Here is a 23,332-nt window from a genome sequence, read left to right as displayed (position 1 = left end):
GCGTCCGACATACAGTCACACGTCGTCCAGGCCCCGCTCGATCGCGTACCGCACCAGCTCGACGCGGTTGTGCAACTGGAGCTTGCCCAGGGTGTTCTGCACATGGTTCTGGACGGTGCGGTGGGAGATGACCAACCGCTCCGCGATCTGCTTGTACGACAGCCCCTTGGCGACCAGCCTCAGCACCTCCGTCTCCCGGTCCGTCAGCTGCGGGGCCTTCGGCTCGTCCGCGCCGGCCGGCGGGCCGGGCTCGGAGGCGAGCCGGCGGTACTCGCCGAGCACCAGGCCCGCGAGACCCGGGGTGAAGACCGGATCGCCCACAGCCGTGCGGCGCACCGCGTCCGTCAGTTCCTCCGTGCTGGCCGACTTCAGCAGATAGCCGGTGGCGCCCGACTTCACCGCCTCCAGGACGTCCGCGTGCTCGCCGCTGGCCGACAGCACCAGGACCCGCAGTCCGGGCAGCGCCCCGACGAGCTCCTTGCACACCTGCACGCCCGGCATCTCGGGCAGGTTGAGGTCGAGCACGAGCACGTCGGGCGCGACCGCCTTGGCCCGGCGCACGGCCTGCGCACCGTCGCCGGCCGTGGCGACCACGTCGAACCCGGCCTCCGTGAGGTCGCGTGCCACCGCGTCCCGCCACATCGGGTGGTCGTCGACGACCATCACCTTGAGCGTCTGCCGATCCGTCATTCCGCTGCCTTCCCCCGTGGGATCCTGAGCTCTACTTCCGTGCCCTGGCCGGGGACCGACAGCAGCTCGGCCGTACCGCCGAGATCCCGCAGCCGCCCGCGGATGGACTGGGCGACTCCGAGCCGGCCCTCCCCCTCCGCCTGCGCGAGCCGGCCCTCCGCGATGCCGGGGCCGTCGTCCCTGACCGTCACGATCACCTCGTCGGGCCAGTCCTCGACCAGGATCCATGCCTGGGCGTCAGGGCCCGCGTGCCTGTTCACATTGTCCAGTGCGGCCCCGACGGCCGCCGCCAGTTCGCGGGCGGCCGGAGCGTCCATCAGGACGGGGGCGCCCGGCTCCGACAGCGTCACCTTCGCCCCGGCGTGCGGGGCGAGCAGTGTCCGCAGGTCGCACGGCTGCGCGGGCCCGTCGTCGTCCGGTACGTCCACGATCCGTACGACCGCACCCTGCGACTCGTCCTCCGACACCCGGGACGCGGGCACCAGGCCGCCGGCGACCAGGCTGCGCAGCGCGACCTCCTGCTCGCCGGCCATCCGGCCCAGCTCGGCCGCCTCGCCGCCCAGCGCCGTGCCCCGCCGCTGCACCATCGCCAGCACCTGCAGGACGCTGTCGTGGATGTCTCGCGCCAGGCGCTCCCGCTCGCGGGTCGCGGCCTCGATCTCCAGGGCCCGGGCGAGGGTGCGCTCCGAGGCGCGGGCGACCTCGACCACGTAGCCGATCGCTATCGAGGCGACCCACACCAGCAGGACGTTGTGGAAGGTGTCCCGGCTGGGCTCGCCCCGCTCGACGATGTTGGCGACGGCGACGAACGACGAGGCGAAACCGGCCCAGCGCCAGCCGCCCTTGATGGCGAAGGCGAGGACGGAACCCGCCGTCCAGATCGAGGGCAGCGTGGGACCGTCATGGGTCTGGGCGTGCGCGTCGGCGAGCGGGGTGAGGAGTATGCCGGTGAGGGCGACGGTCAGGTCGGCGGCCAGGAACCCCCTGGTGCAGCGCGCCGCGTTCGCGACCTTGGGGAGGGTGGCCAGGGTCCAGACGACCAGCACCGCGAGGAAGCCGGCCGCGACCAGCGGGCGCTCGAAGTTCTGCCGGGTGAAGACGAAGAGCAGCACCGCGTAGACCATGGTCAGCACGCGGTAGGCGGTCAGCGCACGCCACAGCGGCAGCTCGACCGACATCCGCACGACACGCTCGCGCCTGGCCATCTCCCCCACCCCCGTCGCAGTGCCGCGCCGCTCAGGCGGCGGGCCGCTGCGCCTTCTTGGCCTTCTCGGCCTTCTCCGCCTCGGCCCTGGCCGCCTTCTCCGCCTTCTCGGCGTCGGCGATCTGGCGCTTGGCGGCCGTCGCGTAGATGTCGACGTACTCCTGGCCGGACAGCTTCATGATCTCGTACATGACCTCGTCGGTCACCGAGCGCAGGATGAAGCGGTCGCCCTCCATGCCGTGATAGCGGCTGAAGTCCAGCGGCTTCCCGATCCGGATGCCCGGGCGCATCAGCTTCGGCACCACCTTGCCGGGCGGCTGGATCTTCTCGGTGTCGATCATCGCGACCGGGATCACCGGCGCGCCGGTGGCCAGCGCCACGCGGGCGAGGCCGCCCGGCTTGCCGCGGTAGAGGCGGCCGTCCGGGGAACGGGTGCCCTCCGGGTAGATGCCGAACAGGCCACCGGACTCGATCACGTCGATCCCGGCCTTGATCGCCGCCTCACCCGCTCCACGGGCACCCGAACGGTCCACCGGCAGCTGGCCGACGCCCTTGAAGAAGGCGGCCGTCAGCCTGCCTTTCACGCCCGGCGAGGTGAAGTACTCCGCCTTGGCGATGAAGGTGACCTTGCGGTCGAGGACAGCGGGGAGGAAGAACGAGTCGGAGAACGACAGGTGGTTGCTGGCGAGGATCGCGGGGCCCTCGGCCGGAACGTTCTCCAGACCCTCCACCCAGGGCCTGAAGGCAAGCTTCAGCGAACCCCCGATGGAGAACTTCATGGCGCCGTAGATCAACTCGAATGCCTCCTGTTGCTTTCGAACAGACCTTAACCCGAGGCCGGCCCCCGTCCGCCGCGCCGGGTGGGTCGCCGCCGTGCTCCCGTGTCCGAACGGCCCTGGTCGGTGTCGGTCCGGTCGCGTACCGTGAAGTACACCCTCGACCCTCCCGTACGCCCGCGTACCTCACGAACAGGAGACCCCGGTGCCGGTCCTTCCTGGAGCCGAGCCCTACCGCCACGACGGCGGCGAGGTCGGCGTCCTTCTCTGTCACGGATTCACCGGTTCCCCGCAGTCGCTGCGGCCCTGGGCCGAGTATCTGGCGGAGCGGGGCCTCACGGTGTCCCTGCCGCTGCTGCCCGGTCACGGCACCCGCTGGCAGGACATGCAGGTCACCGGCTGGCAGGACTGGTACGCGGAGGTGGACAGGGAGCTGCGCTCACTGCTGGAGCGCTGCCGGCACGTGTTCGTCTTCGGCCTCTCCATGGGCGGCGCCCTGACGCTGCGGCTCGCCGCCAAGCACGGCGACGCGGTGCGCGGCGTCGTCGTCGTCAATCCGGCGAACAAGGTCCACGGCGCGATGGCGTCGCTGCTGCCCGTGGTGCGTCATCTGGTGCCCTCCACGAAGGGCCTGACCAGCGACATCGCCAAGCAGGGCGTGGAGGAGCTGGGGTACGACCGGGTGCCGCTGCACGCCGCGCACTCGGTGCGGCAGTTCTTCCGCCTCGTCGACGGCGAGCTTCCGCAGGTCACGCAGCCGATGCTGTTGCTCCACAGCCCGGAGGACCATGTGGTGCCGGCCGCCGACTCGGCCCGGATCCTCAGCCGGGTCTCCTCCACGGACGTCACCGAGATCCTGCTGGAACAGAGCTACCACGTCGCGACGTTGGACCACGATGCGGAGCGGATCTTCGAGGAGAGTTACGCGTTCATCGGCCGGCTCGCTCCGAGCGCGGAGACCACGGGGTCTCCCGCGCCGGAAACCTTGGGAGGGAGCACGACCGGTGGCTGACCAGCACGACGCGGACCGTGAGCCGCAGCCGATCGACGAGGACGCGGCCTGGGCGGCCATCGTCGCCGGATACGGCGAGGAACCGGCCGACCCGCCGGGCGCGAAGCCGTTCAAGTCGGTGGAGGACCTGGCGCTCCTCGAGAGCGACATGAACGACACTCCGGACCCCGGGCCCGAGCCCGCGGGCCGGCCCGACGACGACAAGCCGGCGCTGGGCAGCTCGGTCACCTTCGCCCCGGGCGTCGGCGGGCCGCGCGACTACAAGGTCGCCGAGCCGTCCGACGGTGACTTCGACGACGGCGACGAGGGCCACTTCGTCCCGCCCGAGCCCCCGCCGCTGCCGGAGGCCGACGTCACGTCCAAGTTCGCGTGGCTGGCGGTGATCGGCGGGCCGGTACTGATGCTGGTCGCCGTGATCCTGCGGTGGGACATGACGTGGTGGCTGACGACGCTGTGCATCGGCGGTTTCCTGGGCGGTTTCGCGACGCTGGTCGCGCGGATGTCGCACGGCGACGACGAGAACGACGATCCGGGACGGGGCGCGGTGGTCTGACAGCCGGTCCGGGCCCGGGGCCGCGGCGCCGGGCCCGGGGGGGGCCGCCACGGGCCCGCTCCGCCGCGGACGTGACACCGTCGCGGGCCCCGTCCCGCCGCCGACGTGACACCGTCGCGGGCCCCGTTCCGCCGCGGACGTGACACCGTCGCGGGGATGGCGTCACACCGTCGCGGGGATGCGGAGGGCCGCCAGGACCGGGAGGTGGTCGGATGCCGCGCGCAGGTCGGCGGGGGGCAGATCCGGCACACCGCACCCCAGGACCTCCACCCCCTCCGTCGCGAAGACCGCGTCGATCCGCTGGTGCGGTCCGGCGGCCGTGGACGTGTGCTCCCCGCCCCACGGGGCCACGGCCCAGCAGTCCTGAAGCTCCCCCGCCAGGCGGCCGAAGGCCCGGCCTCCGGGCCGTTCGTTGATGTCACCCGCGACGATCGCGTGCGGCACGTCCATCGCCTTCAGCCGGTCCAGCAGCAGTCCCGCCTGGGCGAGGCGCTCGTCGGCCGCGAGGCTCAGATGGCAGCTGATCAGTCCCACCCGCGCGCCCGCGAAGCGGACGACGGCCGTGGCGAAGCCGCGCCGGTGCAGGCCGGGGGTGCGGGGCAGCAGGACGTCCTCGGTGCGTTCCACCGTGGCCCGCAGCGAGCACAGCAGCATCGGTCCCGCCGCCGTCGCGCCGCCGGAGAGCATCACCAGGTCGGTCTTCGCGGCGAGCCGCGCAGCGTGCTTGCGCCAGCGGAAGAAGCGCGGGGCTTCCTGGACGAACACCAGGTCGGGTTCGCAGGCCCGGATGACCCGGGCCAGCGCCTCCTCGTCGTCGCGCATGGAGCGGATGTTGTAGCCGAGGACCCGGACCACGGCCGAACCGTCCGGCTCGGTGCGGGACTTGGGCAGTGCGGTGATCGCCATGGGAGCAACATACGACGGTGCCCGCCGCGCTTCGGCGAAGGACGCGGCCGGGAAGGCCGCACCCCTCGGCGGGCGCGGCGGGCACCTGCCGGAGACGGATACCGCGGGTCAGCCCTGGCGTGCCAGGTCCGCGGCGCCCACCAGCCCCGCCTTGCCGCCCAGTTGCGCGGCGAGCACCTGGGCGTGCGGCCGCCACTGGCCGCCGATCAGCCAGCGGCGGAAGGACTTGCGGATGGGGTCGAGCACGAGGTCGCCCTCGTCGGAGACGCCGCCGCCGACGATGAACGCCGAGGGGTCGAAGAGCGAGGCCAGGTCCGCGAGACCGGCTCCCGCCCAGCGCGCCAGCTCACGGAAGGAGTCGACGGCGACGGGGCAGCCCTGCCGGGCGGCCTCGCTGATGTGCTTGCCCTGGATGCCGTCGACGGTGCCGTCGCCGAGGGCGAGCAGGATCGTCGCGTTCTCCGGTGTGGCGTTGGCGCGCTGCTTGGCGTAGCGGACGAGGGCGCGGCCGGAGGCGTACTGCTCCCAGCAGCCCTGGCTGCCGCAGCCGCACAGGAGGCCGTCGGGGACGACCCGGATGTGACCGAACTCGGCGGCGACGCCGAACCGTCCGCGGCGCAGCTTGTTGCCGATGATGATGCCGCCGCCGAGGCCGGTGCCCAGCGTGATGCAGATGACGTCCTCGTGGCCCTGGCCGGCGCCGAAGCGGTACTCGCCCCACGCGGCGGCGTTGGCGTCGTTCTCGACCACGACGGGAAGGCCGACACGCTGTTCGACCTTGTCCTTGAGCGGCTCGTGGCGCCAGTCGATGTTCGGCGCGAAGAGGACCGTGGCGCGCTTGTCGTCGACGTAACCGGCGGCTCCGATACCGACGGCCTCGATCTCGTGGCCCTGGCCGGCTCCCGCTACGGCAGCACAGATCGCGTCGACGATGCCTTCGGCAGTCGACGGGGTGGGCACGGTGTGCGTCTCGAGAATGGTGCCCTCTTCGTCGACCACGCCCGCCGCGATCTTCGTGCCGCCGATGTCGACGCCGATGGTGAGTCCCATGTGTCCCTCAGTATTCGGTCGAGCCCCGCTAAGGCCAACCGTACCCGAGGGCGGGCACGCCCTGGTCAGTCCAGGTCGATGTGCTCGCTGCCGCCGGGGCCCTCGTCACGCGGGTCGTCGCTCTCCTTGGCGTCCGCGGAGCCCGCGGGGCGCTGCGTCCAGCGGCGCTCCGAGCCCTCGACGGCGGACCGGTAGGCGGCGAGCAGTTCGCCGCCGGCGGCCGCGAGATGGTCGAAGACCTGCGGGTTTCGTTCGATGACCGGCTGGGCGGCGGCCTTCGCCTGGTTCACGAACTGCTGGACGGCGCTCTGCGCGGCCACGCCGGGCAGGGACGACTGCAAGGAGGTGACCTTCTCCGCCACGACGTCGAAGAGCTTTCGCAGTTCTTCGGCGGCGGAACCCGGCGGCTGCCCGTACTGTGCCCGGCGGCGGGCCTGCTCCTGCTGGAGGTCCTCCTCGCAGGCGGTGGCCCAGGCGTCGGCGTCGGGGCGCTCGGTCGCATCGCTCATGACGTACTCCTGGGGGCCGTTTCGAGGGGTTGTGTGCTCTCGACGGTACCCGAACGCTGGAACGGCGTTCAGTGTGTCCGCGGCCACAGTCCCGGGTCCGGCGTGAAGCGGACCCTGAGCGTGCCGTCCGCGAGACCCGCGCCGGCGACGGTGCAGCGGCGCAGCGCCGAGGGCAGCGGAAGGATCCTGCGGAACGGCCCCGCTCCGATCAGGAGTTCATCCCCGCGGCGGACGAGGGAGAGCTGCTCCTTGACGACGCCGGGCAGCTCCAGTTCCCACACGTAGAGGGCGTCCTCGGCGCCGGGACCGGTCGCGGAGGGCTCGGGCCGGTCGATGCGGCCGGGACCGGGGCGGGGTCCCTCCCGCTCCGGGTCCCCTCCGACGGCGAGTCCGTCGCCCCGGTGCGCCCTTGCGCCGGCGGCCGGTCCGTCCCCGCCGGCGGCGGTGCGGACGGCCCGGGTGTCGAGCAGGGCGAGGTCCTCGAGCCCCTGCGGGTCCCGGCCCAGGTGGGGGACCTCGCACATGGAGGCGCGGGGCAGCCGGGTGCCGTACCACTCGTGCAGGCACTTCTCCTGCTGGGCGACGAGAGGGGCGAGCCAGGGGTCCGCCGATTCACGGGGCAGGTTCCGGTTCGCCACGAGGGCGTCCACGGCGAGCCCGTGCAGGGCGAGTCCGGCGCGGGCCTCGAGCAGGGCCGCGGCGGCCCGGGGGCCCGGCTCCGCGACGACCCGCAAGGTGGTGTTCACGGACTCGATCAGCGCCTGCACACCCGCCAGTTCGGTGTCCCAGCGCTCAGCGGTCCCGTACAGCCACCGGGCCGGCATGGGCACACCGGCGAGCTGGGCGAGCACCGGGCGCAGCGCGCGGGCGGCCTGGCGTTCCTGCGGGAGGAGGCGGCGCAGATAGCGGCGCAGTTCCTCCGGGAGGGCGAGCAGCGCGATCGTCTCGTGCAGCGGCGGCATGTCGACGACGACCACGTCCCAGCCGCCGCGCGAGGCGACGGTGAGCGCCCGCAGCAGGGCGAACTGCTCGCTGCCGGGCAGCCGGGTCAGTTCCTCGTCCTCGAGCCGGGCCGCGCCCAACAGGTCCAGCGCCGCGGAGGCACGTTCCTGGAGGTCGAGGAACTCGGCGCGGAAGTCGGCGCCGGCGTCGACGCGGGCGGCCCACAGGCCCTCGCGGACCAGGGCGGGCTCTTCGGGAGCGGCGGTGACCGGCGCGCCGAGCACGTCGCCCGGGTCCGCGGAGAGGAACAGTGCCCGCCGGCCGCGCGCGGCCTCGGCGAGCGCCGTGGCGGCGGCGACGGTGGTGCGGCCCGCGCCGCCGAGGCCGGTGACGAGGACCTTGCGCATCAGGCGCCGGCGCCGCTCTCGACGCGCTTCTTCAGACCGGCGAGGGCACGGTCGATGATGACCTTCTCCGCCTTGCGCTTGATCATGCCGAGCATCGGGATCTTGACGTCGACGGTGAGCTGGTACGTGACCTCGGTACGGTCACCGCCGCCGACCGGCGAGAGGCGGTAGGAACCGTCGATGGCGCGCAGCATCTGGGACTTGACCAGGGTCCAGCTGACCTCGTTGGCCCCGTGCCAGGTGTAGGCGAGGGTGTGGTCGTCCTTGATCGCCCCGGCGTCCAGCACCAGGCGGACCTGCTCGGCCCGCCCCTCGGCGTCGGTGGCGAGCACCTCCGCCTCCTTCACCTCGCCGGTCCACTCCGGGTAGCGGGTGAAGTCCGAGATGACGCCCATGACCTCGGCCGGTGCCGCATCGATCGTGATGCTCGAGCTGGTGTGTTCCGCCATCTCTGCGGCTCCTCACAGTGCGGTACGGACCGGGCAGGTGTGTGGGGTGCAGGCTATCGCGACCGCACGGCCGTCCGGTGCGTGCCCCGGCTCACCAGGACAGGGACCAGGGACGGCCGCGGGCGGCGAAGTGCCCGACGTTGACGCACTCGGTCGCGCCCACCCTCATCCGGCGGACGAGCGGCTGATGGACATGGCCGAAGAGCGAGTACCGGGGCCGGGTGCGCCGGATGGCGTCCAGCAGGGCGCGGCTGCCGCGTTCGAAGCGGCGGGCGACGGTGTCGTAGGTCAGTTCCGGGACGTCGGGCGGGATGTGCGAGCAGAGGACGTCGACCTCGCCGATCGCCTCGACCTTGGCGGCGTACTCCTCGTCGGAGATCTCGTACGGCGTGCGCATCGGGGTGCGCAGTCCGCCGCCGACGAAGCCGAAGACCCGGCCGCCGATCTCCACCCGCTCGCCGTCGAGGACGGTGGTGCCGGGGCGGGCGTACTCGTGCCACAGGGCAGGCATGTCGACGTTGCCGTAGGTGGCGTACGTCGGGGTGGGAAAGGCGGCGAACAGCTCGGCGTACTGGCGCCGTACGGCCGCCTCGATGGCGGTCTCCTTGTCGATGCCGAGCTCCGCCCAGAGCCCGCGCCCGAACTCCCGGGCCTCGTCGAAGCGCCTGGCGGAGCGCAGTTCCACGATCCGGTCGGCGTTCTCCACGCCGAACAGGTCGGGGAAGATGCCGCGTGAGTGGTCGGCGTAGTCAAGGAAAAGCACCAGGTCACCGAGGCAGATCAAAGCATCGGCACCGTCGCCCGCAATGGCGAGATCCTTCGCATTGCCGTGCACGTCGCTGACCACGTTGACTCGCATGCCTCGCATGGCGGTCACCCTAGAACCCGTCGACAGCGCTGGGTAGAGGGGGCCTACCTGCGGTTACTTGGGTCCCGGGCGGGGAGTGGAATACTCTGCGCGAAGTCCAGCCATCGATGTGTGACGCATAGAACATTGGCCGGGAACCCCTATCGGGAACCGTGTACTCGTGGGTAACGTCCGGGCAGTCCAGTCGTGCTCACCCCCACCGAGCACCTGCCCGATCTTGGACCGCAGCCGGTGCATCACACAGAGCCGTGGCGCCGGCGCCCGATGAGGAGCAGCAGTCTTGCGCGAGTTCAGCCTTCCGGCCCTGTACGAGGTCCCCACGGACGGCAACCTGACGGATCTCATCCGCCGCAATGCCGCGCAGCACCCGGATGTGGCGGTGATGGGCCGCAAGGTCGACGGCAGATGGACGGACGTCACCGCGACGCAGTTCCTGGCCGAGGTGCGTGCCGCCGCCAAAGGCCTGATCGCCGCCGGAATCCGGCCCGGCGACCGGGTCGGCCTGATGTCCCGCACCCGCTACGAGTGGGTCCAGCTGGACTTCGCGATCTGGAGCGCCGGCGCGGTCACCGTGCCGGTCTACGAGACCAGTTCGGCGGAGCAGGTGCAGTGGATCCTCGGCGACTCCGGCGCCGCCGCCGTGATCGTCGAGGGCGACGCGCACGCCGCCGCCGTGGAGTCCGTGCGCGACTCGCTGCCGGCCCTGCAAAACGTCTGGCAGATCGAGAAGGGCGCGGTCGACGAACTGACCGCCGCCGGCGCCGAGATCTCCGAGGCGACCGTCGACGAGCGCAGCGCCGCCGCCAAGGCCGACGACCCGGCGACCATCGTCTACACCTCCGGCACCACCGGCCGCCCCAAGGGCTGCGTGCTCACCCACCGCGCCTTCTTCGCCGAGTGCGGCAACCTGGTCGAGCGCCTGAAGCCGCTGTTCCGTACGGGCGAGAGCTCCGTGCTGCTGTTCCTCCCGGCCGCGCACGTCTTCGGCCGCATGGTCGAACTGGCCGCCGTGATGGCGCCGATCAGGCTCGGCTGCGTCCCCGACATCAAGAACCTCACCGACGAGCTGGCCTCCTTCCGGCCGACCCTGATCCTCGGTGTGCCCCGCGTGTTCGAGAAGGTCTACAACTCCGCGCGGGCCAAGGCCCAGGCGGACGGCAAGGGCAAGATCTTCGACAAGGCCGCGAACACGGCCATCGCCTACAGCCGCGCCCTGGGCGGCCCCGGCGGCGTGCCGGTCGGCCTGAAGCTCAAGCACAAGGTCTTCGACAAGCTCGTCTACAGCAAGCTCCGCGCCGTCCTCGGCGGCCGCGGCGAGTACGCGGTCTCCGGCGGCGCGCCGCTGGGCGAGCGGCTCGGTCACTTCTTCCGCGGCATCGGCTTCACCGTGCTGGAGGGCTACGGCCTCACCGAGTCGTGCGCGGCGACCGCGTTCAACCCGTGGGACCGCCAGAAGATCGGCACGGTCGGCCAGCCGCTGCCCGGCTCCGTGGTGCGGATCGCGGACGACGGCGAGGTGCTGCTGCACGGCGAGCACATCTTCTCCGGTTACTGGAACAACGAGGCCGCGACGGCCGACGCCCTGGCCGACGGCTGGTTCCACACGGGCGACATCGGCACCCTCGACGAGGACGGCTACCTCGCGATCACCGGCCGCAAGAAGGAGATCCTGGTCACCGCCGGTGGCAAGAACGTCGCCCCCGCGGTGATCGAGGACCGCATCCGCGGGCACGCCCTCGTCGCCGAGTGCATGGTCGTCGGCGACGGCCGCCCGTTCGTCGGCGCGCTCGTCACGATCGACGAGGAGTTCCTCGGCCGCTGGGCCGCGGAGCACGGCAAGCCGGCCGGCTCCACGGCGGTCTCCCTGCGCGACGACGCGGACCTGCGGGCGGAGATCCAGAGGGCCGTGGACGACGGCAACGCGGCCGTCTCGAAGGCGGAGTCGGTGCGCAAGTTCCGCATTCTGCCGACGCAGTTCACGGAGGAGGCGGGCCACATCACGCCGTCGCTGAAGCTGAAGCGGAACGTGGTGGCGAAGGACTTCGCGGACGAGATCGAAGCGATCTACCGCGCCTGACACCCCCGCGCCTCGAACGACGGTGGGGCCGAAGTCGCCTGGCGACTTCGGCCCCACCGTCGTTCGAGGGCACCGCGCGCAGCGCGGTACAGGTCGCGGACCCGCCCCCTCAGAGCAGCGCCTTCAGCCGCTCCGCCAGCAGGTCCCACCGCCACTTCTCCTCGACCCACGCCCGCCCCCGCTCCCCCATCCGCTTCCGCAGCTCCGGGTCCTGCAGCAGGTGCACGATGCGCTCCGCCGACTCCTCCGCCGAGCCGCCGCGGACGACCCAGCCGGTCTCGCCCTCGAGCACCGCGTCCGGCGCGCCGCCCGAGTCGCCCGCCACGACGGGCAGGCCGGTCGCCGACGCCTCCAGGTAGACGATCCCGAGACCCTCGACGTCCAGGCCGCCCCTGCGGGTCCGGCAGGGCATGGCGAAGACGTCGCCCGCGCCGTAGTGCGCGGGGAGTTCGGACCACGGCACGGCGCCGGTGAAGCGCACGGACCCCTCGACCCCGGTCTCCGCCGCGAGGCCCCGCAGTTCGTTCTCGTACGGGCCGCCGCCGACGATCAGCAGCACCGCGTCCGGCACCTTCGCCAGGATCGCGGGCATGGCACGGATCAGCGTGTCCTGGCCCTTGCGCGGCACGAGGCGTGAGACGCACACCACCACGGGCCGGTCGCTCAGGCCCAGCCGCCGCCGGACCAGGTCGCCGCCCGAGCCGGGGTGGAAGGTCTTCTCGTCGACGCCGGGCGGCAGCTGGACCATGCGGGCCGCGGCCTCCGGCGTCAGCGCCGCGGCGATGCGCGAGCGGGTGTACTCGCCGAGGTACGTGATGGTGTCCGTGCCCTCGCCGATGCGGCGCAGCAACTGCCGGGACGCGGGCAGCTGCGCCCAGCCCGCCTCGTGGCCGTGCGTGGTGGCCACCAGCCGCCGCGCGCCCGCGCGCCGCAGCGCGGGGGCCATCAGCCCGAGCGGGGCGGCGGCGCCGAACCACACGGACTCGCAGCCGTGTTCACGCAGCAGCCGCGCCGCCGTGCGGGTGACCCGGGGGGTCGGCAGGAGCATCGTCGTCCGGTCGCGTACGACCGTGAAGGGCTGCTCGGCGTCGAACGCGGCGGTCGCCGCCGCGCCCTCCTTGCCGCGCTTCCACGTGGAGGCGTAGACGACGAGTTGTCCGGGATCCAGCCGTAGCGCCATGTTGTGCAGGAACGCCTGGATGCCGCCGGGCCTGGGCGGGAAGTCGTTGGTCACGATCAGGGTCTTGTGCATCGCCGCAGACAGTACCGAACGGCCCGGTCGCCCTGTTCGGGTACCGCCACGGCATGATGGCTGTCACAAGCCCGAGTCGTCCCCCGGCTCCTCCCCCGACGAAAGAGACACGATGCCGACGGCGGTCGCGCGAGGCACGATCCTCCCCTTCGCGGTGTGGTTGCTCACCAGGACCGCGCTGCTGCTGTTCGTGTTCAAGGTGGTCGTCTTCCCCGGGCCGGACGTCACCAGCGACGTCTCGGCGATCTACCGGGGCTGGTACGAGGTGCTGAGCACCGGCACGTACCCGATGAACGACGTGACCTGGCAGTACCCGCCCGCCGGCGCGCTCGCGATCCTCTCCCCCGGTCTCCTCCCGGGTCTCGACTACACGTCCGCCTTCTTCGTCGTCGTCCTCGTGTGCGACCTGGCGGTCCTGCTCCTGCTGCGGTACGCGGAGCGTGGCGGCACCGCCCGGCGGGGCACCTGGATGTGGGTCGTGGGCGTTCCGCTGCTCGGTCCGACCGTGTACGCCCGCTACGACCTGATGGTCACGGCCGTCGCCGTCGCCGCCCTTCTCGCGGGCCTGCGCCGGCCGCGGACCCTGGGGGCGCTGGCGGGCTTCGGCGCGGTGCTGAAGGTGTGGCCGGTGCTGCTCCTGCTGGGTGTCCCGCGGGGGCGCACGACCGTCCGGTCGTGGGGCGCCGCGGCGGCGACGGGCGGGGCGGTCACGCTGCTGCTGTGCACCCTGATGCCGGGCGGACTGGCCTTCCTCACCTTCCAGCGCGACCGCGGTACCGAGGTCGAGTCGCTGGGCGCCCTGGTCTTCCACATCGCGCGGCACTTCGGCTGGGAGGGACAGGTGCTGCTGAACTACGGGTCCGTGGAGTTCCTCGGCCCGTACGTCCCGCTGGTCAGCACCATCGCCCTCGGCCTCTCCGTGCTCGCGCTCGGCTGGCTGGTGCTGTGGCGGCTGCGGGCGCGGGAGTTCGGGCCGTCCACGCCGTGCGACGCGGCCTTCGCCGCGGTGCTGCTGTTCACGACCACGAGCCGGGTGATCAGCCCGCAGTACATGGTGTGGCTGGTCGGTCTGGCCGCCGTGTGCCTGGTGTTCCGCGACAGCCGGATGACGCTCCCCGCCTGGCTGGCGCTGGCGGCCACGGCCGTGACGGTGCTGGAGTTCCCCATCTGGTTCGCGGAAGTGGTGGCGAGCGACCCGTCCGGCATCGCGCTGCTCGTCCTGCGCAACGGGCTGCTGGTGGCCGCGACGGTCACCGCGTGCCGCCGGCTGTGGCGGCAGACGGTTGCCGTGCCGCAGCCGCCCGCCCGGGTCAGCCCAGCTGCTCGCGAAGATAGTCACGCCACATCGCGGTGAACGCGTCCGGTGTGGTGCCGAGCTCCTCGCCCAGTGCCCGCTCGACCGCGGCCTCCCGCTGCTTCCCCCCGCCGACGGACCGGTAGAACGCGGTGAGCTTCGCCTCGCCCCAGCGGTCGGCGATCATCTCGCAGGCGAGCCGGCCGCCCTCGTAGGCCCGCGCCAGCGCGTCCGCGTCGCCGCCGAAGGAGAAGTCCCGGTCGGACGGCAGCGTCGCGGGCACGTCCCCCGCCCGGACCGCCTCCTGCAGCTCGGGGGCGGCCTCCGCGGCGGTACGGCCGGTGCCGCGGTAGGCGACCCGGTCGGCGAAGCCCTCCGACAGCCACATCGGTGTCGCGGCGGACGTGTGCGCCCGCGTCGCCACATGGGTGGTCTCGTGGGTGAGCACGATCCGCCGCCCGAATTCGCCGAGCAGCCCGTACGCCTCCGGGTTCACGACGACCCGGTCCGCGGGCGAGCCGTCCTTCGCGCCGCCCGTCTCCCCGGTCGTCACGGCCGCGATGCCCCGGTAGCCGGCCGCCGACGTGCCCAGCAGCCTGCCCATGGCCTCCACCGAGTCCGGTACGAGCACCACGACCCGGCCCGCCCACTTGGACGGCCAGGCGTCCGACACGGCGGGCACGGCGCGGTCGGTGGCCGCCGCGACCTCGCGCAGCCGCTCCTCGTCCTGTCCCACTCCGAGGACGAGGCTGTGGCTGCCCCGTACGGCGTCCACATCGCCCTGCTGCCACAGTTGCTGCGGGGCGCCGGTGCCGGCGCGGTCGGCGCTCACGTACCAGCGGCCGTCGCGCTCGGTCAGCTCGAGCGTGCGCGGGACGGTCATCGGCGCGCTGTCGTAGCCGGCTATCCGGTACCGCAGTTCGGTGTCGGCGACGGCCTTGCCGCCCTGGTGCCGTACGCCCTTGACCCGGTACGCCCACGAGTGCAGCGGCACGTCGGCGAGGCTGTCGTACTCCTCGCCCTGCGCCGCGCGCAGAGCGGTCGCGCCCGGCTCGAGCGAGGCGAGGTAGCCCGCGCGGTCGTGGCCGAGCAGGGCGGCGGCGCGGGTGTCCAGGGCCTGCTGTATCTCCTCGGCGGCCGGGTCGACGGGGGCCGGGCCGATGCCCCCGCACCCGCCCACGAGCACGAGCACGGCGAGCGCCGTCCCGGCTGTACGCTGCGCGCGCCCGTGCGATGCCATCCTGCGATGGTACGTAACGGGACGGCCGGGGCCATCCCCTCCGCCCAGCGCTCCACGCCCTACACGCGCGTCACCGCGTACACCGGCATCATGCCCACCGGGTCGTACCGCACCGCCGCCCCCGGATACGGCGCGTGCACCACCTGCCCGTTCCCCACGTACATCCCGACATGGCTCGCGTCGCTCCGGTACGTGACGATGTCGCCCGGCCGGGCCGCCGAGAGGGGCACGCGTGTGCCCGCGTCCGCCTGGGCCCGGGAGGTGCGCGGCAGGCCCACTCCCGCCTGTGCGTAGGACCACTGCACGAGGCCCGAGCAGTCGAAGGCGGCGGGCCCGGTGGCGCCCCACGCATAGGGCCGGCCGACCGCACCGCGCGCGGCCGTCATGGCCGCCGCCGCCCACGGCGACGCGGCCGGGAGATCGGGGGGCGCGGCCATGCCCGCCAGGTCGTCACGGCCGGAGCGCGAGGACCGGTCGTACGCCGCCCGGTCCTCGGCCGGCAGCGCGTTCAGCAGCCGCCGGGCCTCCCCGAGCTTGCGTTCCACGGTGCGCTTGTGGCGGGCCACGGCGCTTCTGCTGCGCTCCAGTTCGGCCAGGTCGCGTGAGGCCTCCCGGCGTTCCTGGCCGAGGTCGCGCTGCTCCCGGCGGAAGTCGGTCAGCGCGGCGGTGTGGCGTTCGGAGATGCGGTCCAGCGTCGCCGCCGCGTCGAGGTAGCCGTCCGGGTCCGGGGAGAGCAGCAGCGCCAGCGCCGGATCGATGCCGCCGGAGCGGTACTGGGCGCCCGCCACGGAGCCGAGGGCCTCGCGCATCCGGTTGATCCGTTCCTGGCTGCGGGCCACCCTGTCCTGCGCGTGCCGGACCTGTTCGTGGAGCCGCTCGACGCGCTCGCCCGCGGCGTTGAAGCTCTCCGTGGCCTGTTCGGCCTCCTGGTAGAGCCGGTCCACCCTGGCCCGGGCCTCCTCCGTGCCGGTTCCCGGCTCGGCACCGGCCGGTGCGGCACCGGCGCCGAGGGCGGCGGCCGTGGCCGCCGCGGCGGCGGACAGTACGGTGCCCCGGGCACCGCGTGTGAGGCCGGGCTGTGAGGGTCGGCGGTGGGACACCACGTGCCGCGCTCCCTTCCGCAGGAATCCGCAGCGGTTCCGCGGGACTTCCGGGGAACCGTCGATGCGCGGCAGAGAGTAACCGGGTGAACACGAAGTGACCAAGGACCCCGGCGGGCACGAAGAGTGACGCCCCGCCGGAGACCACAGGTCACCGGCGGGGCGTCGCGTCAGTTCGAAGGGGACGAATTCCCCCGTTCGGGCGGGTGTGAGGACCCGGCGAACGATCCGTCCGACTGCCTGACCGGCAGTCCGTCCGACCGTGCGTCAGATACGCACGCCGAACTGGAACGGCATGTTGTTGATCGACTCGTAGCGCACGTTGGTGCCGCTCCTCGGGGCGTGCAGCACCTGGCCGTTGCCCGCGTAGAAGCCGACGTGGTGCAGGTCGCCGTAGAAGATGACCAGGTCGCCCTGCTTGAGCTGGCTCTGCGAGTAGATGCGGGTGCCGGCGTTGGCCTGCGCCTGCGAGGTGCGCGGGATGGAGACGCCGGCCTGCGCGAACGCCCAGGAGGTGAGGCCCGAGCAGTCGAAGGAGTTCGGGCCGGACGCGCCGTAGACGTACGGCTTCCCTATCTGGGACTGCGCGGCGGCGAACGCGGCGGACGCGCGCTGCGAGGCGGGCACGGCCGGGCCGAGGTCGACCCGGGCGCTGGCGCGGTTGGCGCGGCTCTCGTCGGCGGCGAGCGCGGCGCGCTCCGCGGCGGTGAGGGAGTTCAGCAGCTGCCGCGCTTCCGCGAGCTTGCCCTGAACCTCCTTCTTCTTCTCGCCGAGCGTCTTGCGGGTCTCCGCCAGGTCGCCGAGCTTGCTCTGTGCCTCCTGGCGCTGCTGCGCGAGGGTGCGCTGCTTGGCCTGGATCTCCTGGATCGCCTCGGTCTGCTTGGCACCGAGCTGGTCCAGCGCGGAGGCCTTGTCGAGGTAGGTGTCCGGGTCACCGGAGAGGAAGAGCTGCACGGAGGGGTCGATGCCACCGGTGCGGTACTGGGCGCTGGCCACCGAACCCAGGCTGTCCCTCAGGGTGTTGAGCTCGTCCTGCCCGCGGGCGACCTTGTCCTGCAGGGCGTCGATCTGCTCGTCGAGCTTCTCCTGCTGCTCCTTGGCCCCGTTGTACTTCTCGGTGGCCTTCTCCGCCTCTTCGTAGAGCTTGTCGACCTTCTCCTTGACCTCGCTCTTGCTCGGCTTCGGGTCGGCCTGGGCGGTCTGGGCGGTCAGGGCAACGGCCGCTGCGGCGGTCGCGGTGAGCACGGTCACGCGGGTGCGGCTCGGCTGCTTGGGACGACGGTGGGACGCCACGAAGGCGAGCTCCTTCTTCCTCGAGCCGCCTACCGGGCAGTGGGGGGACGCGAATCCCCGGCGTCCGCGCATCGGGTCCCTGGGGGAAATGGGGTCGAACTGCACGAACTCGGCGGTTCCTTCGCTGTCGCCCCGGATGGGCGATCAACCGCGCGAAGGTTCGAGCCCCGACCTTAGTGACCTTCTTGTGATCACTTCAAATCCCCACGGGAAAAATCTTACCCACGGAGCCCATTCTTTACTCTCATCACACGGGTAGTGATGGAAACTTGACGCAGCGTCCCACCTGGGGAGACGCCAAATCGGGCATATGCCGCCGTAGTTACGAGACGCGCGAAAGCCGCTTCAGCAACAAGGCGGACGCAACCGGTCTGGCGCCCGCCTTCGCGACACCGTCCGCCACCTCACGGTCGGTGGAGACGACCACCACGGGCCGGCCGGGCGGTTCCGCCCTCACCAGCTGACGGATCAGTTCGTCCGCCGTCACGCCCGCCTTGGAGAACAGCACCCGCACCCCGCGCGGCGGCGCCAGAAGGACAGGAGCGGCCAGCTCCGCCCCGTCGAAGACGCAGGTGATCTCGGCGCCCGTCCGGGCGGCGAGCATCGACAGGCCGCCCAGCAGCCGCAGCCGCTGCTTCTCCAGCGGCATCGTCGGATAGCCGGTCTTCGTGACGTTGTAGCCGTCGACGACCAGATGCGCCTGCGGCAGCGCCAGCAGCTGGTCGAGCAGGGCGGGATCCGTCTCGGAGAGCGCCCGCGCCGCGATGTCCTTGGGCGACATCCGCCCCGGCTCCACGGCGTCCACCGTGTCGGCCGGATGCATGCCCGTGGGCGGCAGGGCCAGCTCACGGCGCAGCCCCTGGGCCGCGTCGAGCACCGTGTCCAGGAGCAGCCGCAGCCGCATGTCCTCCACGGAACGGCCCTCGCGGGCGGCCCGGCGGCCCGCCTCGACCGCCGCCTCGGCCTCCGCCAGGCGTGCCTTGAGCCGCCGGGTCTCGCTCTCGGCGGCCGACACCTGGGCCGCGGCCTGGGCCCGGACGCCGTCGATCTCGGCGTCCCGGTGGCGCAGGGCGGCCTCGCCGCGCTTCAGATCGGCCTGGGCGCTGCGCAGCTTGCGGTGCAGCGACTCGTTCTCCCTGCGGGCGCTGTCGAGTTCGGCGCGCAGCCGCTCCGTCTCCGACCTGATCTGGTCGCGGGCATGGGCCAGTTCCTCGCGCAGCCGGTCCAGCTCGCGCCGGCCGGCCTCGTCGGCGCGCTCGGCGTCGGCCCGCTGGGCCTCCTCGCCGGCGGCGGCGACCATCTTGACCCAGCCGGCGGGGCGCAGCACATAGGCGGCCGCCGCCACGTCGGCGGGGTCCGCGGCGGCGGGCGGCGAGCCGGACTCGAGCGCCTTGACCAGCTCGGGCTGGGCCTTGCCGAGCCGCTCGCCGATGCGCTGACGGAAGACGGGGTCTCCCTCGAGCGCGGCGGCCATCGCGTTCCCGGCGAACTTGGCGCGCCGGGTCGGGGTGAAACGGGCGTACTGCCGGAGCTGTGCGGGCAGTTCGGCGACGGTCAGGCCACCGAAGGCGTCGGAGACGAGGGCGACGACCCGTCGCCTCACACCCTCCGGCAGCGGGCGGTCGAGCGCCTCGGCGGCGTCACCGGCCGCACCGGCCGGCCCGCCGCCGTTCTCAGGCTGCTCCACGATCCGTCACCCCTACCACCCATGGGGGCCGCTCCGTTCAGGAACCGGCTCCCGGCCTGTCCACCAGCTCGATCTGGTCCACCGCGTTGCACCAGCGGCAGCGGACCGACTCGATGGTCTCACTGACGACCTCGCGCTCCTCCACGGTCGGCTCGCCGGCCAGGTCCAGATGGACGTACTCGACGACCTTCGACGAGCGTGTGACGTCGAAGCGCGTCAGATTGCCACAGAGCGTGCAGCGCCACCTGGTATCGGCGGTCGGCGAGGGAACCGTCGTCATCGTGCCGTCCTCTTGTCTCATGCGGATGCGGTACCGCGGTGCGCCGTCGAACTGCGGATGTACTGCCTGTAACCCTACGGCCTCGCAGGTACCCGCTGTCGCGGCGAGGCACTCTGTACCGTTCGGTCCTGCTACGCCATGCTCTGTCCATGATCAGTAGGTGGGCCACGGCCAGGGAATCGCTCAGGAAAGCGGCCTCGGGGCCCGCGGTGACGTACGGCCTGATCGCGGTCTGTTGCGCGATCTTCGTCATCAGCCCGGTGTCCGGTCTCAACCCCGTGTTCGGCCTCGGCGACCGGCTGCTCGCCGCCCAGGCGGCGTACTTCGAACGCTGGGGCGTGATCCCCGCCGAGCTGACGGCCGGCTCCCCGGGGGCCCTGCTCACTCCGCTCACCGCGCTGTTCGTGCACGGCAGTTGGCTCCATCTGCTGGGGAACATGCTGTTCCTGTTCGTCTTCGGCGCCATGACGGAGGAGCGGATGGGGCAGGTGCAGTTCGTGCTCTTCTACATCGGGGCCGGTTACGTCGCGCTGCTCGCGTTCGCGGTCGTCAACGCCGACTCCGAGCAGACACTGGTAGGGGCCTCGGGGGCGATCTCCGCCGTCCTCGGTGCGTTCCTCTTCCTCTTCCCGAGGGCCCGGGTGACCAGCCTGTTCCCGTTCCTCTTCTTCCTGCCGCTGCGCTTCCCCGCCTGGGCGGTGCTGATCTTCTGGTTCGTCCTCCAGTGGCTGGCGGCCAGGGGCGCGGGCAGCGGGCCGGGCGTCGCCTATCTGGCGCACCTGGTCGGCTTCGGGGCGGGCTTCGTCTACGCGTGGGGCCGCTACGGGCGTGGGACTAGAGTGAACGCATCCGCAGCGACCGAGGGAGAAAGCCAGCCGTGATCACCGCGATCGTGCTCATCAAGACCAGCGTGGACCGCATCCCCGAGATCGCCGAGTCGATCGCCGCGCTGGACAGCGTCAGCGAGGTCTTCTCCGTCACCGGCACCTACGACCTGATCGCCATGGTGCGCGTGGCCAAGCACGACGACCTGGCTGACGTGATCCCCGGCCGGATCAGCAAGATCCCCGGTGTCGAGGGGACCGATACGCATGTCGCCTTCCGCACCTACTCCCAGCACGATCTGGAGGCGGCGTTCGCCATCGGGCTGGACGCGTAGGACCGGGTCCGGCGGGTCAGGGCCTGCGCCGGGCGTGCGGTCGCGGTCAGGCCGCCCCGGGCGTGCGGTCGCGGGCCGGGGCGTGCCGCGGGCCGTTCATGAAGGAATCCTCATCTGCGCCTCATCCGGGCCTTCCGCCCGGGCCCGAGGATGACCGGTATGGCATTCACCCATCGCATGGCGACCCTCGCCGCCGTCGTCGCCATCCCTCTCGGCATCGCGGCCACCAGCTACGCCCTGACCGACGCTCCGCAGACGCCGCGGGTACCGCCGGCCGTCGAGCTGGACGCCACGCCGCGTCCCGCCTCGCCGGCGCCGTCCGCCACTCCCGGCGGCAGCCCGTCGGGCAGCCCGAGCGGTACGCCGACGGGCCCGCACCCCACCGGCGACGCCGTCGTGCCGGGCCCGGCGGCCACCGACGACGACGACGATGACGACACCGGTGAAGAGAACTGACCGCCGGATCTCCGCGCGGGTCCGCATTCTGCTCTGGCTGCTCCTGATGATGACGGTGGCCCTCGCCGCCGTCGCCACCACCACCCGGTCACTGCTGCTGCGCGACATCGACCACCGGATCAACCAGCTGCTCACCCAGGAGACCCAGGAGTTCGGGAACTTCGTGCCCCAGGGCGTCGACCCGGACACCGGCCGCACCTTCACGGACCCGGAGAAGCTGCTGCGGGTCTTCCTGCAGCGCCAGTACTCCGACCCGGACGAGGAACTGCTCGGGCTGACCCGCCCGGCCGGGCAGGACCTCCACGTCATACGGCAGTCCCGCGACATACGCGCCTCCGTGGCGCTGCACCCCGACCGGAACTCCCTCTCGGCGATCCTTGACTCCAAGGCCTCCTCCGGGGTGCTCCGACGGCCGGAGGGCGAGGTCCGCTGGGCGAAGGTGCCCATCGACTCCGCCCGCCCGGGTCATCCGGCGGCCTTCGTCGTCGCGTTCCACGCCGACGGCGAGCGGTCCATCGCCGACGACGCGTTCCGCACGCTGCTCGTGATCTCCGGTGTGGCGCTGCTGCTGACGACCGGCATCGGATGGGTGGTGGCCGGCCGCATCCTGGCACCCGTACGAGTGGTCCGCGCGACCGCCGAGCAGCTGACCGAGCAGGACCTGACCCAGCGGATCCCGGTCCAGGGCCGGGACGACATCGCCGCACTCGCCGAGACCTTCAACGCCATGCTGGACCGGCTGGAGCGGGCCTTCGCGGGCCAGCGGCAGTTCGTCGACGACGCCGGACACGAGCTGCGCACCCCGATCACCATCGTGCGGGGCCATCTGGAGGTCATGGGCGACGACCCGGCCGAGCAGCGCGAGACGATCCGCCTGGTCACCGACGAGCTCGACCGGATGAGCCGGATCGTGGAGGACCTGCTGCTGCTGGCCAAGGCCGAGCGGCCGGACTTCATCCGGCCGGAGCCGGTGCAGCTCGGCGAGCTCACCGCCGACGTCTTCGTGAAGGCGCGGGCGCTGGGCGAGCGGGACTGGGTGCTGGACCAGGTCGCGGACCGCGAGGCGCTGCTCGATCCGCAGCGCATCACCCAGGCCATGGTGCAGCTGGCGCAGAACGCGGTGCAGCACACCGTCCCCGGTGCCCGGATACGGCTCGGCTCACGCGCCCTCGAGGGCCGGCTGGAGCTGTACGTCGCCGACAGCGGCCCGGGTGTGCAGGAGCAGGACGCCGGGGTGATCTTCGAGCGCTTCCGTCGCGGCACCGCCCGGCGCGGGACCCGCACCAGCGGCGCCGGGCTGGGCCTGTCCATCGTCCGGGCCATCGCGGAGGGGCACCGGGGAGGCAGGGTCGAGCTGCGCCGCACCGACGGCGGAGGGGCCACATTCGTACTCGTCATGGAGGACGCGCTGTGAACCGCATTCTGATCGCCGAGGACGAGGAGCGGATCGCGTCCTTCGTCGAGAAGGGGCTGCGCTCCAACGGCTTCACCACCACGGTCGCCGCCGACGGCGACACCGCTCTCGACCACGCCCTGTCCGGCCGCTTCGACCTGATGCTGCTGGACATCGGCCTGCCAGGCCGTGACGGCTTCACCGTGCTGCGCGAGCTGCGCGAGTCGCGGGTGACCCTGCCCGTGGTCGTGCTGACCGCCCGCGACTCGGTACGGGACACGGTCGCCGGCCTCGAGGGCGGCGCCGACGACTGGATGACCAAGCCGTTCCGCTTCGAGGAACTGCTGGCGCGGGTACGGCTGCGGCTGCGCACCGCCGCCCGCGCGCCCGAGGTCACGGTCCTGCGCAGCGGCGACCTCGGCCTGGACCTGCGGACCCGCCGGGCGCGCGTGTCGGGGCGGACGGTCGACCTGACGGCGCGTGAGTTCGTGCTGCTGGAGCTGTTCCTGCGCCATCCCGGCCAGGTGCTGTCCCGTGAGCAGATCCTCTCCCATGTGTGGGGCTACGACTTCGACCCCGGCTCCAACATCGTGGACGTCTATGTGCGGGCGCTGCGCAAGAAGCTCGGCGCCGAGCGGCTGGAGACGGTACGGGGCATGGGCTACCGGATGCCGTAGAGGGTCTTCAACGGTGCGTCCGCGGATGAACCTTCCTTCATTCGCGGCTCATCGGCGG

Annotated in this window: 24 protein-coding genes; 9 read left to right on the top strand and 15 right to left on the bottom strand. The window is 72.4% G+C overall.

Going from position 1 to position 23,332, the window contains the following annotated elements:
* Positions 1–15: 15 nt before the first annotated feature.
* Genes SPRI_RS26715 through SPRI_RS26705 form a run of 3 tightly spaced genes read right to left on the bottom strand, consistent with a single transcriptional unit; the run spans position 16 to position 2,688 of the window.
* On the bottom strand, positions 16–690 hold the full coding sequence (locus tag SPRI_RS26715) for a response regulator (protein WP_005318618.1): 675 nt from the start codon (positions 688–690) through the stop codon (positions 16–18).
* The gene (macS, locus tag SPRI_RS26710) at positions 687–1,895 is read right to left on the bottom strand and encodes a MacS family sensor histidine kinase (protein ID WP_037774916.1); all 1,209 of its coding nucleotides are present in this window, start codon (positions 1,893–1,895) and stop codon (positions 687–689) included. The genes SPRI_RS26715 and macS overlap by 4 nt, the downstream gene beginning before the upstream one ends.
* Before the next feature lie 31 nt (positions 1,896–1,926).
* Positions 1,927–2,688, bottom strand: coding sequence for a lysophospholipid acyltransferase family protein (locus SPRI_RS26705; RefSeq protein WP_005318614.1), 762 nt, complete (start codon positions 2,686–2,688; stop codon positions 1,927–1,929).
* 187 nt (positions 2,689–2,875) lie between these two features.
* Between SPRI_RS26705 and SPRI_RS26700 the strand changes: the two genes are divergently transcribed.
* Both SPRI_RS26700 and SPRI_RS26695 read left to right on the top strand, forming a co-directional pair.
* Positions 2,876–3,682 carry an alpha/beta hydrolase gene (locus tag SPRI_RS26700; RefSeq protein WP_005318612.1) on the top strand — a complete coding sequence of 269 codons (807 nt, stop codon included), beginning with the start codon at positions 2,876–2,878 and terminating at the stop codon, positions 3,680–3,682.
* The gene (locus tag SPRI_RS26695; protein WP_005318610.1) at positions 3,567–4,235 is read left to right on the top strand and encodes a hypothetical protein; all 669 of its coding nucleotides are present in this window, start codon (positions 3,567–3,569) and stop codon (positions 4,233–4,235) included. Before SPRI_RS26700 ends, SPRI_RS26695 begins: the two co-directional genes overlap by 116 nt.
* Positions 4,236–4,397: 162 nt before the next feature.
* Here SPRI_RS26695 and SPRI_RS26690 read toward each other — a convergent pair whose 3' ends face one another.
* The 6 genes from SPRI_RS26690 to SPRI_RS26665 form a co-directional block, all read right to left on the bottom strand.
* Positions 4,398–5,141, bottom strand: coding sequence for an endonuclease/exonuclease/phosphatase family protein (locus SPRI_RS26690; protein ID WP_005318608.1), 744 nt, complete (start codon positions 5,139–5,141; stop codon positions 4,398–4,400).
* 108 nt (positions 5,142–5,249) lie between these two features.
* Complete coding sequence (locus tag SPRI_RS26685; protein ID WP_053557397.1) at positions 5,250–6,191, bottom strand: ROK family glucokinase; 942 nt, start codon at positions 6,189–6,191, stop codon at positions 5,250–5,252.
* Between the two features lie 65 nt (positions 6,192–6,256).
* Positions 6,257–6,700 (bottom strand): DUF5304 domain-containing protein, encoded by a 444-nt coding sequence (locus SPRI_RS26680; RefSeq protein ID WP_037774913.1) that lies wholly within the window; start codon positions 6,698–6,700, stop codon positions 6,257–6,259.
* Between the two features lie 68 nt (positions 6,701–6,768).
* A complete protein-coding gene (locus SPRI_RS26675) occupies positions 6,769–8,049 on the bottom strand; it encodes an ArsA family ATPase (RefSeq protein ID WP_053557396.1) in 1,281 nt (426 codons plus the stop codon).
* Positions 8,049–8,498 (bottom strand): SRPBCC family protein, encoded by a 450-nt coding sequence (locus SPRI_RS26670; RefSeq protein ID WP_005318605.1) that lies wholly within the window; start codon positions 8,496–8,498, stop codon positions 8,049–8,051. Before SPRI_RS26670 ends, SPRI_RS26675 begins: the two co-directional genes overlap by 1 nt.
* Before the next feature lie 91 nt (positions 8,499–8,589).
* Positions 8,590–9,357 (bottom strand): metallophosphoesterase family protein, encoded by a 768-nt coding sequence (locus SPRI_RS26665; protein WP_037774910.1) that lies wholly within the window; start codon positions 9,355–9,357, stop codon positions 8,590–8,592.
* Positions 9,358–9,646: 289 nt separating this feature from the next.
* On the opposite strand from SPRI_RS26665, the gene SPRI_RS26660 reads away from it, so the two are divergent.
* Positions 9,647–11,443 (top strand): AMP-dependent synthetase/ligase, encoded by a 1,797-nt coding sequence (locus SPRI_RS26660; protein WP_005318603.1) that lies wholly within the window; start codon positions 9,647–9,649, stop codon positions 11,441–11,443.
* A gap of 109 nt (positions 11,444–11,552) precedes the next feature.
* Here SPRI_RS26660 and SPRI_RS26655 read toward each other — a convergent pair whose 3' ends face one another.
* Complete coding sequence (locus SPRI_RS26655; protein WP_053557395.1) at positions 11,553–12,695, bottom strand: glycosyltransferase family 4 protein; 1,143 nt, start codon at positions 12,693–12,695, stop codon at positions 11,553–11,555.
* A 112-nt stretch (positions 12,696–12,807) separates the two neighbouring features.
* Between SPRI_RS26655 and SPRI_RS26650 the strand changes: the two genes are divergently transcribed.
* Positions 12,808–14,049: a glycosyltransferase 87 family protein gene (locus tag SPRI_RS26650; RefSeq protein ID WP_005318601.1), complete on the top strand. Its 1,242-nt coding sequence runs from the start codon at positions 12,808–12,810 to the stop codon at positions 14,047–14,049.
* Here the strand turns inward: SPRI_RS26650 and SPRI_RS26645 are convergent.
* From SPRI_RS26645 to SPRI_RS26625, 5 genes are all read right to left on the bottom strand, one after another.
* A complete protein-coding gene (locus tag SPRI_RS26645) occupies positions 14,006–15,229 on the bottom strand; it encodes a hypothetical protein (protein WP_005318600.1) in 1,224 nt (407 codons plus the stop codon). The genes SPRI_RS26650 and SPRI_RS26645 overlap by 44 nt on opposite strands.
* 59 nt (positions 15,230–15,288) lie before the next feature.
* Complete coding sequence (locus SPRI_RS26640; RefSeq protein ID WP_037774908.1) at positions 15,289–16,332, bottom strand: C40 family peptidase; 1,044 nt, start codon at positions 16,330–16,332, stop codon at positions 15,289–15,291.
* Positions 16,333–16,596: 264 nt separating this feature from the next.
* Positions 16,597–17,622, bottom strand: coding sequence for a C40 family peptidase (locus tag SPRI_RS26635; protein WP_037776926.1), 1,026 nt, complete (start codon positions 17,620–17,622; stop codon positions 16,597–16,599).
* Between the two features lie 322 nt (positions 17,623–17,944).
* Positions 17,945–19,309: an NYN domain-containing protein gene (locus SPRI_RS26630; RefSeq protein WP_053557394.1), complete on the bottom strand. Its 1,365-nt coding sequence runs from the start codon at positions 19,307–19,309 to the stop codon at positions 17,945–17,947.
* A gap of 37 nt (positions 19,310–19,346) precedes the next feature.
* Complete coding sequence (locus SPRI_RS26625; protein WP_037774904.1) at positions 19,347–19,589, bottom strand: hypothetical protein; 243 nt, start codon at positions 19,587–19,589, stop codon at positions 19,347–19,349.
* Positions 19,590–19,738: 149 nt separating this feature from the next.
* Between SPRI_RS26625 and SPRI_RS26620 the strand changes: the two genes are divergently transcribed.
* From SPRI_RS26620 to SPRI_RS26600, 5 genes are all read left to right on the top strand, one after another.
* Positions 19,739–20,470, top strand: coding sequence for a rhomboid family intramembrane serine protease (locus SPRI_RS26620; protein ID WP_050791582.1), 732 nt, complete (start codon positions 19,739–19,741; stop codon positions 20,468–20,470).
* The gene (locus SPRI_RS26615; protein WP_005318592.1) at positions 20,467–20,748 is read left to right on the top strand and encodes an Lrp/AsnC family transcriptional regulator; all 282 of its coding nucleotides are present in this window, start codon (positions 20,467–20,469) and stop codon (positions 20,746–20,748) included. Before SPRI_RS26620 ends, SPRI_RS26615 begins: the two co-directional genes overlap by 4 nt.
* Before the next feature lie 159 nt (positions 20,749–20,907).
* Positions 20,908–21,204: a hypothetical protein gene (locus SPRI_RS26610; protein WP_037774900.1), complete on the top strand. Its 297-nt coding sequence runs from the start codon at positions 20,908–20,910 to the stop codon at positions 21,202–21,204.
* Positions 21,179–22,618: a sensor histidine kinase gene (locus tag SPRI_RS26605; RefSeq protein ID WP_037774898.1), complete on the top strand. Its 1,440-nt coding sequence runs from the start codon at positions 21,179–21,181 to the stop codon at positions 22,616–22,618. Before SPRI_RS26610 ends, SPRI_RS26605 begins: the two co-directional genes overlap by 26 nt.
* Positions 22,615–23,274, top strand: a complete 660-nt coding sequence (locus tag SPRI_RS26600) for a response regulator transcription factor (protein ID WP_005318589.1) — start codon at positions 22,615–22,617, stop codon at positions 23,272–23,274. The genes SPRI_RS26605 and SPRI_RS26600 overlap by 4 nt, the downstream gene beginning before the upstream one ends.
* Positions 23,275–23,332: the final 58 nt, after the last annotated feature.

The sequence above is a fragment of the Streptomyces pristinaespiralis genome (genome assembly GCF_001278075.1).
In the GTDB taxonomy this organism is placed as follows: Bacteria; Actinomycetota; Actinomycetes; order Streptomycetales; family Streptomycetaceae; genus Streptomyces; species Streptomyces pristinaespiralis.
Note: the sequence above shows the minus strand (reverse complement) of the source record. Positions and strands in the feature narration are given on the sequence as shown.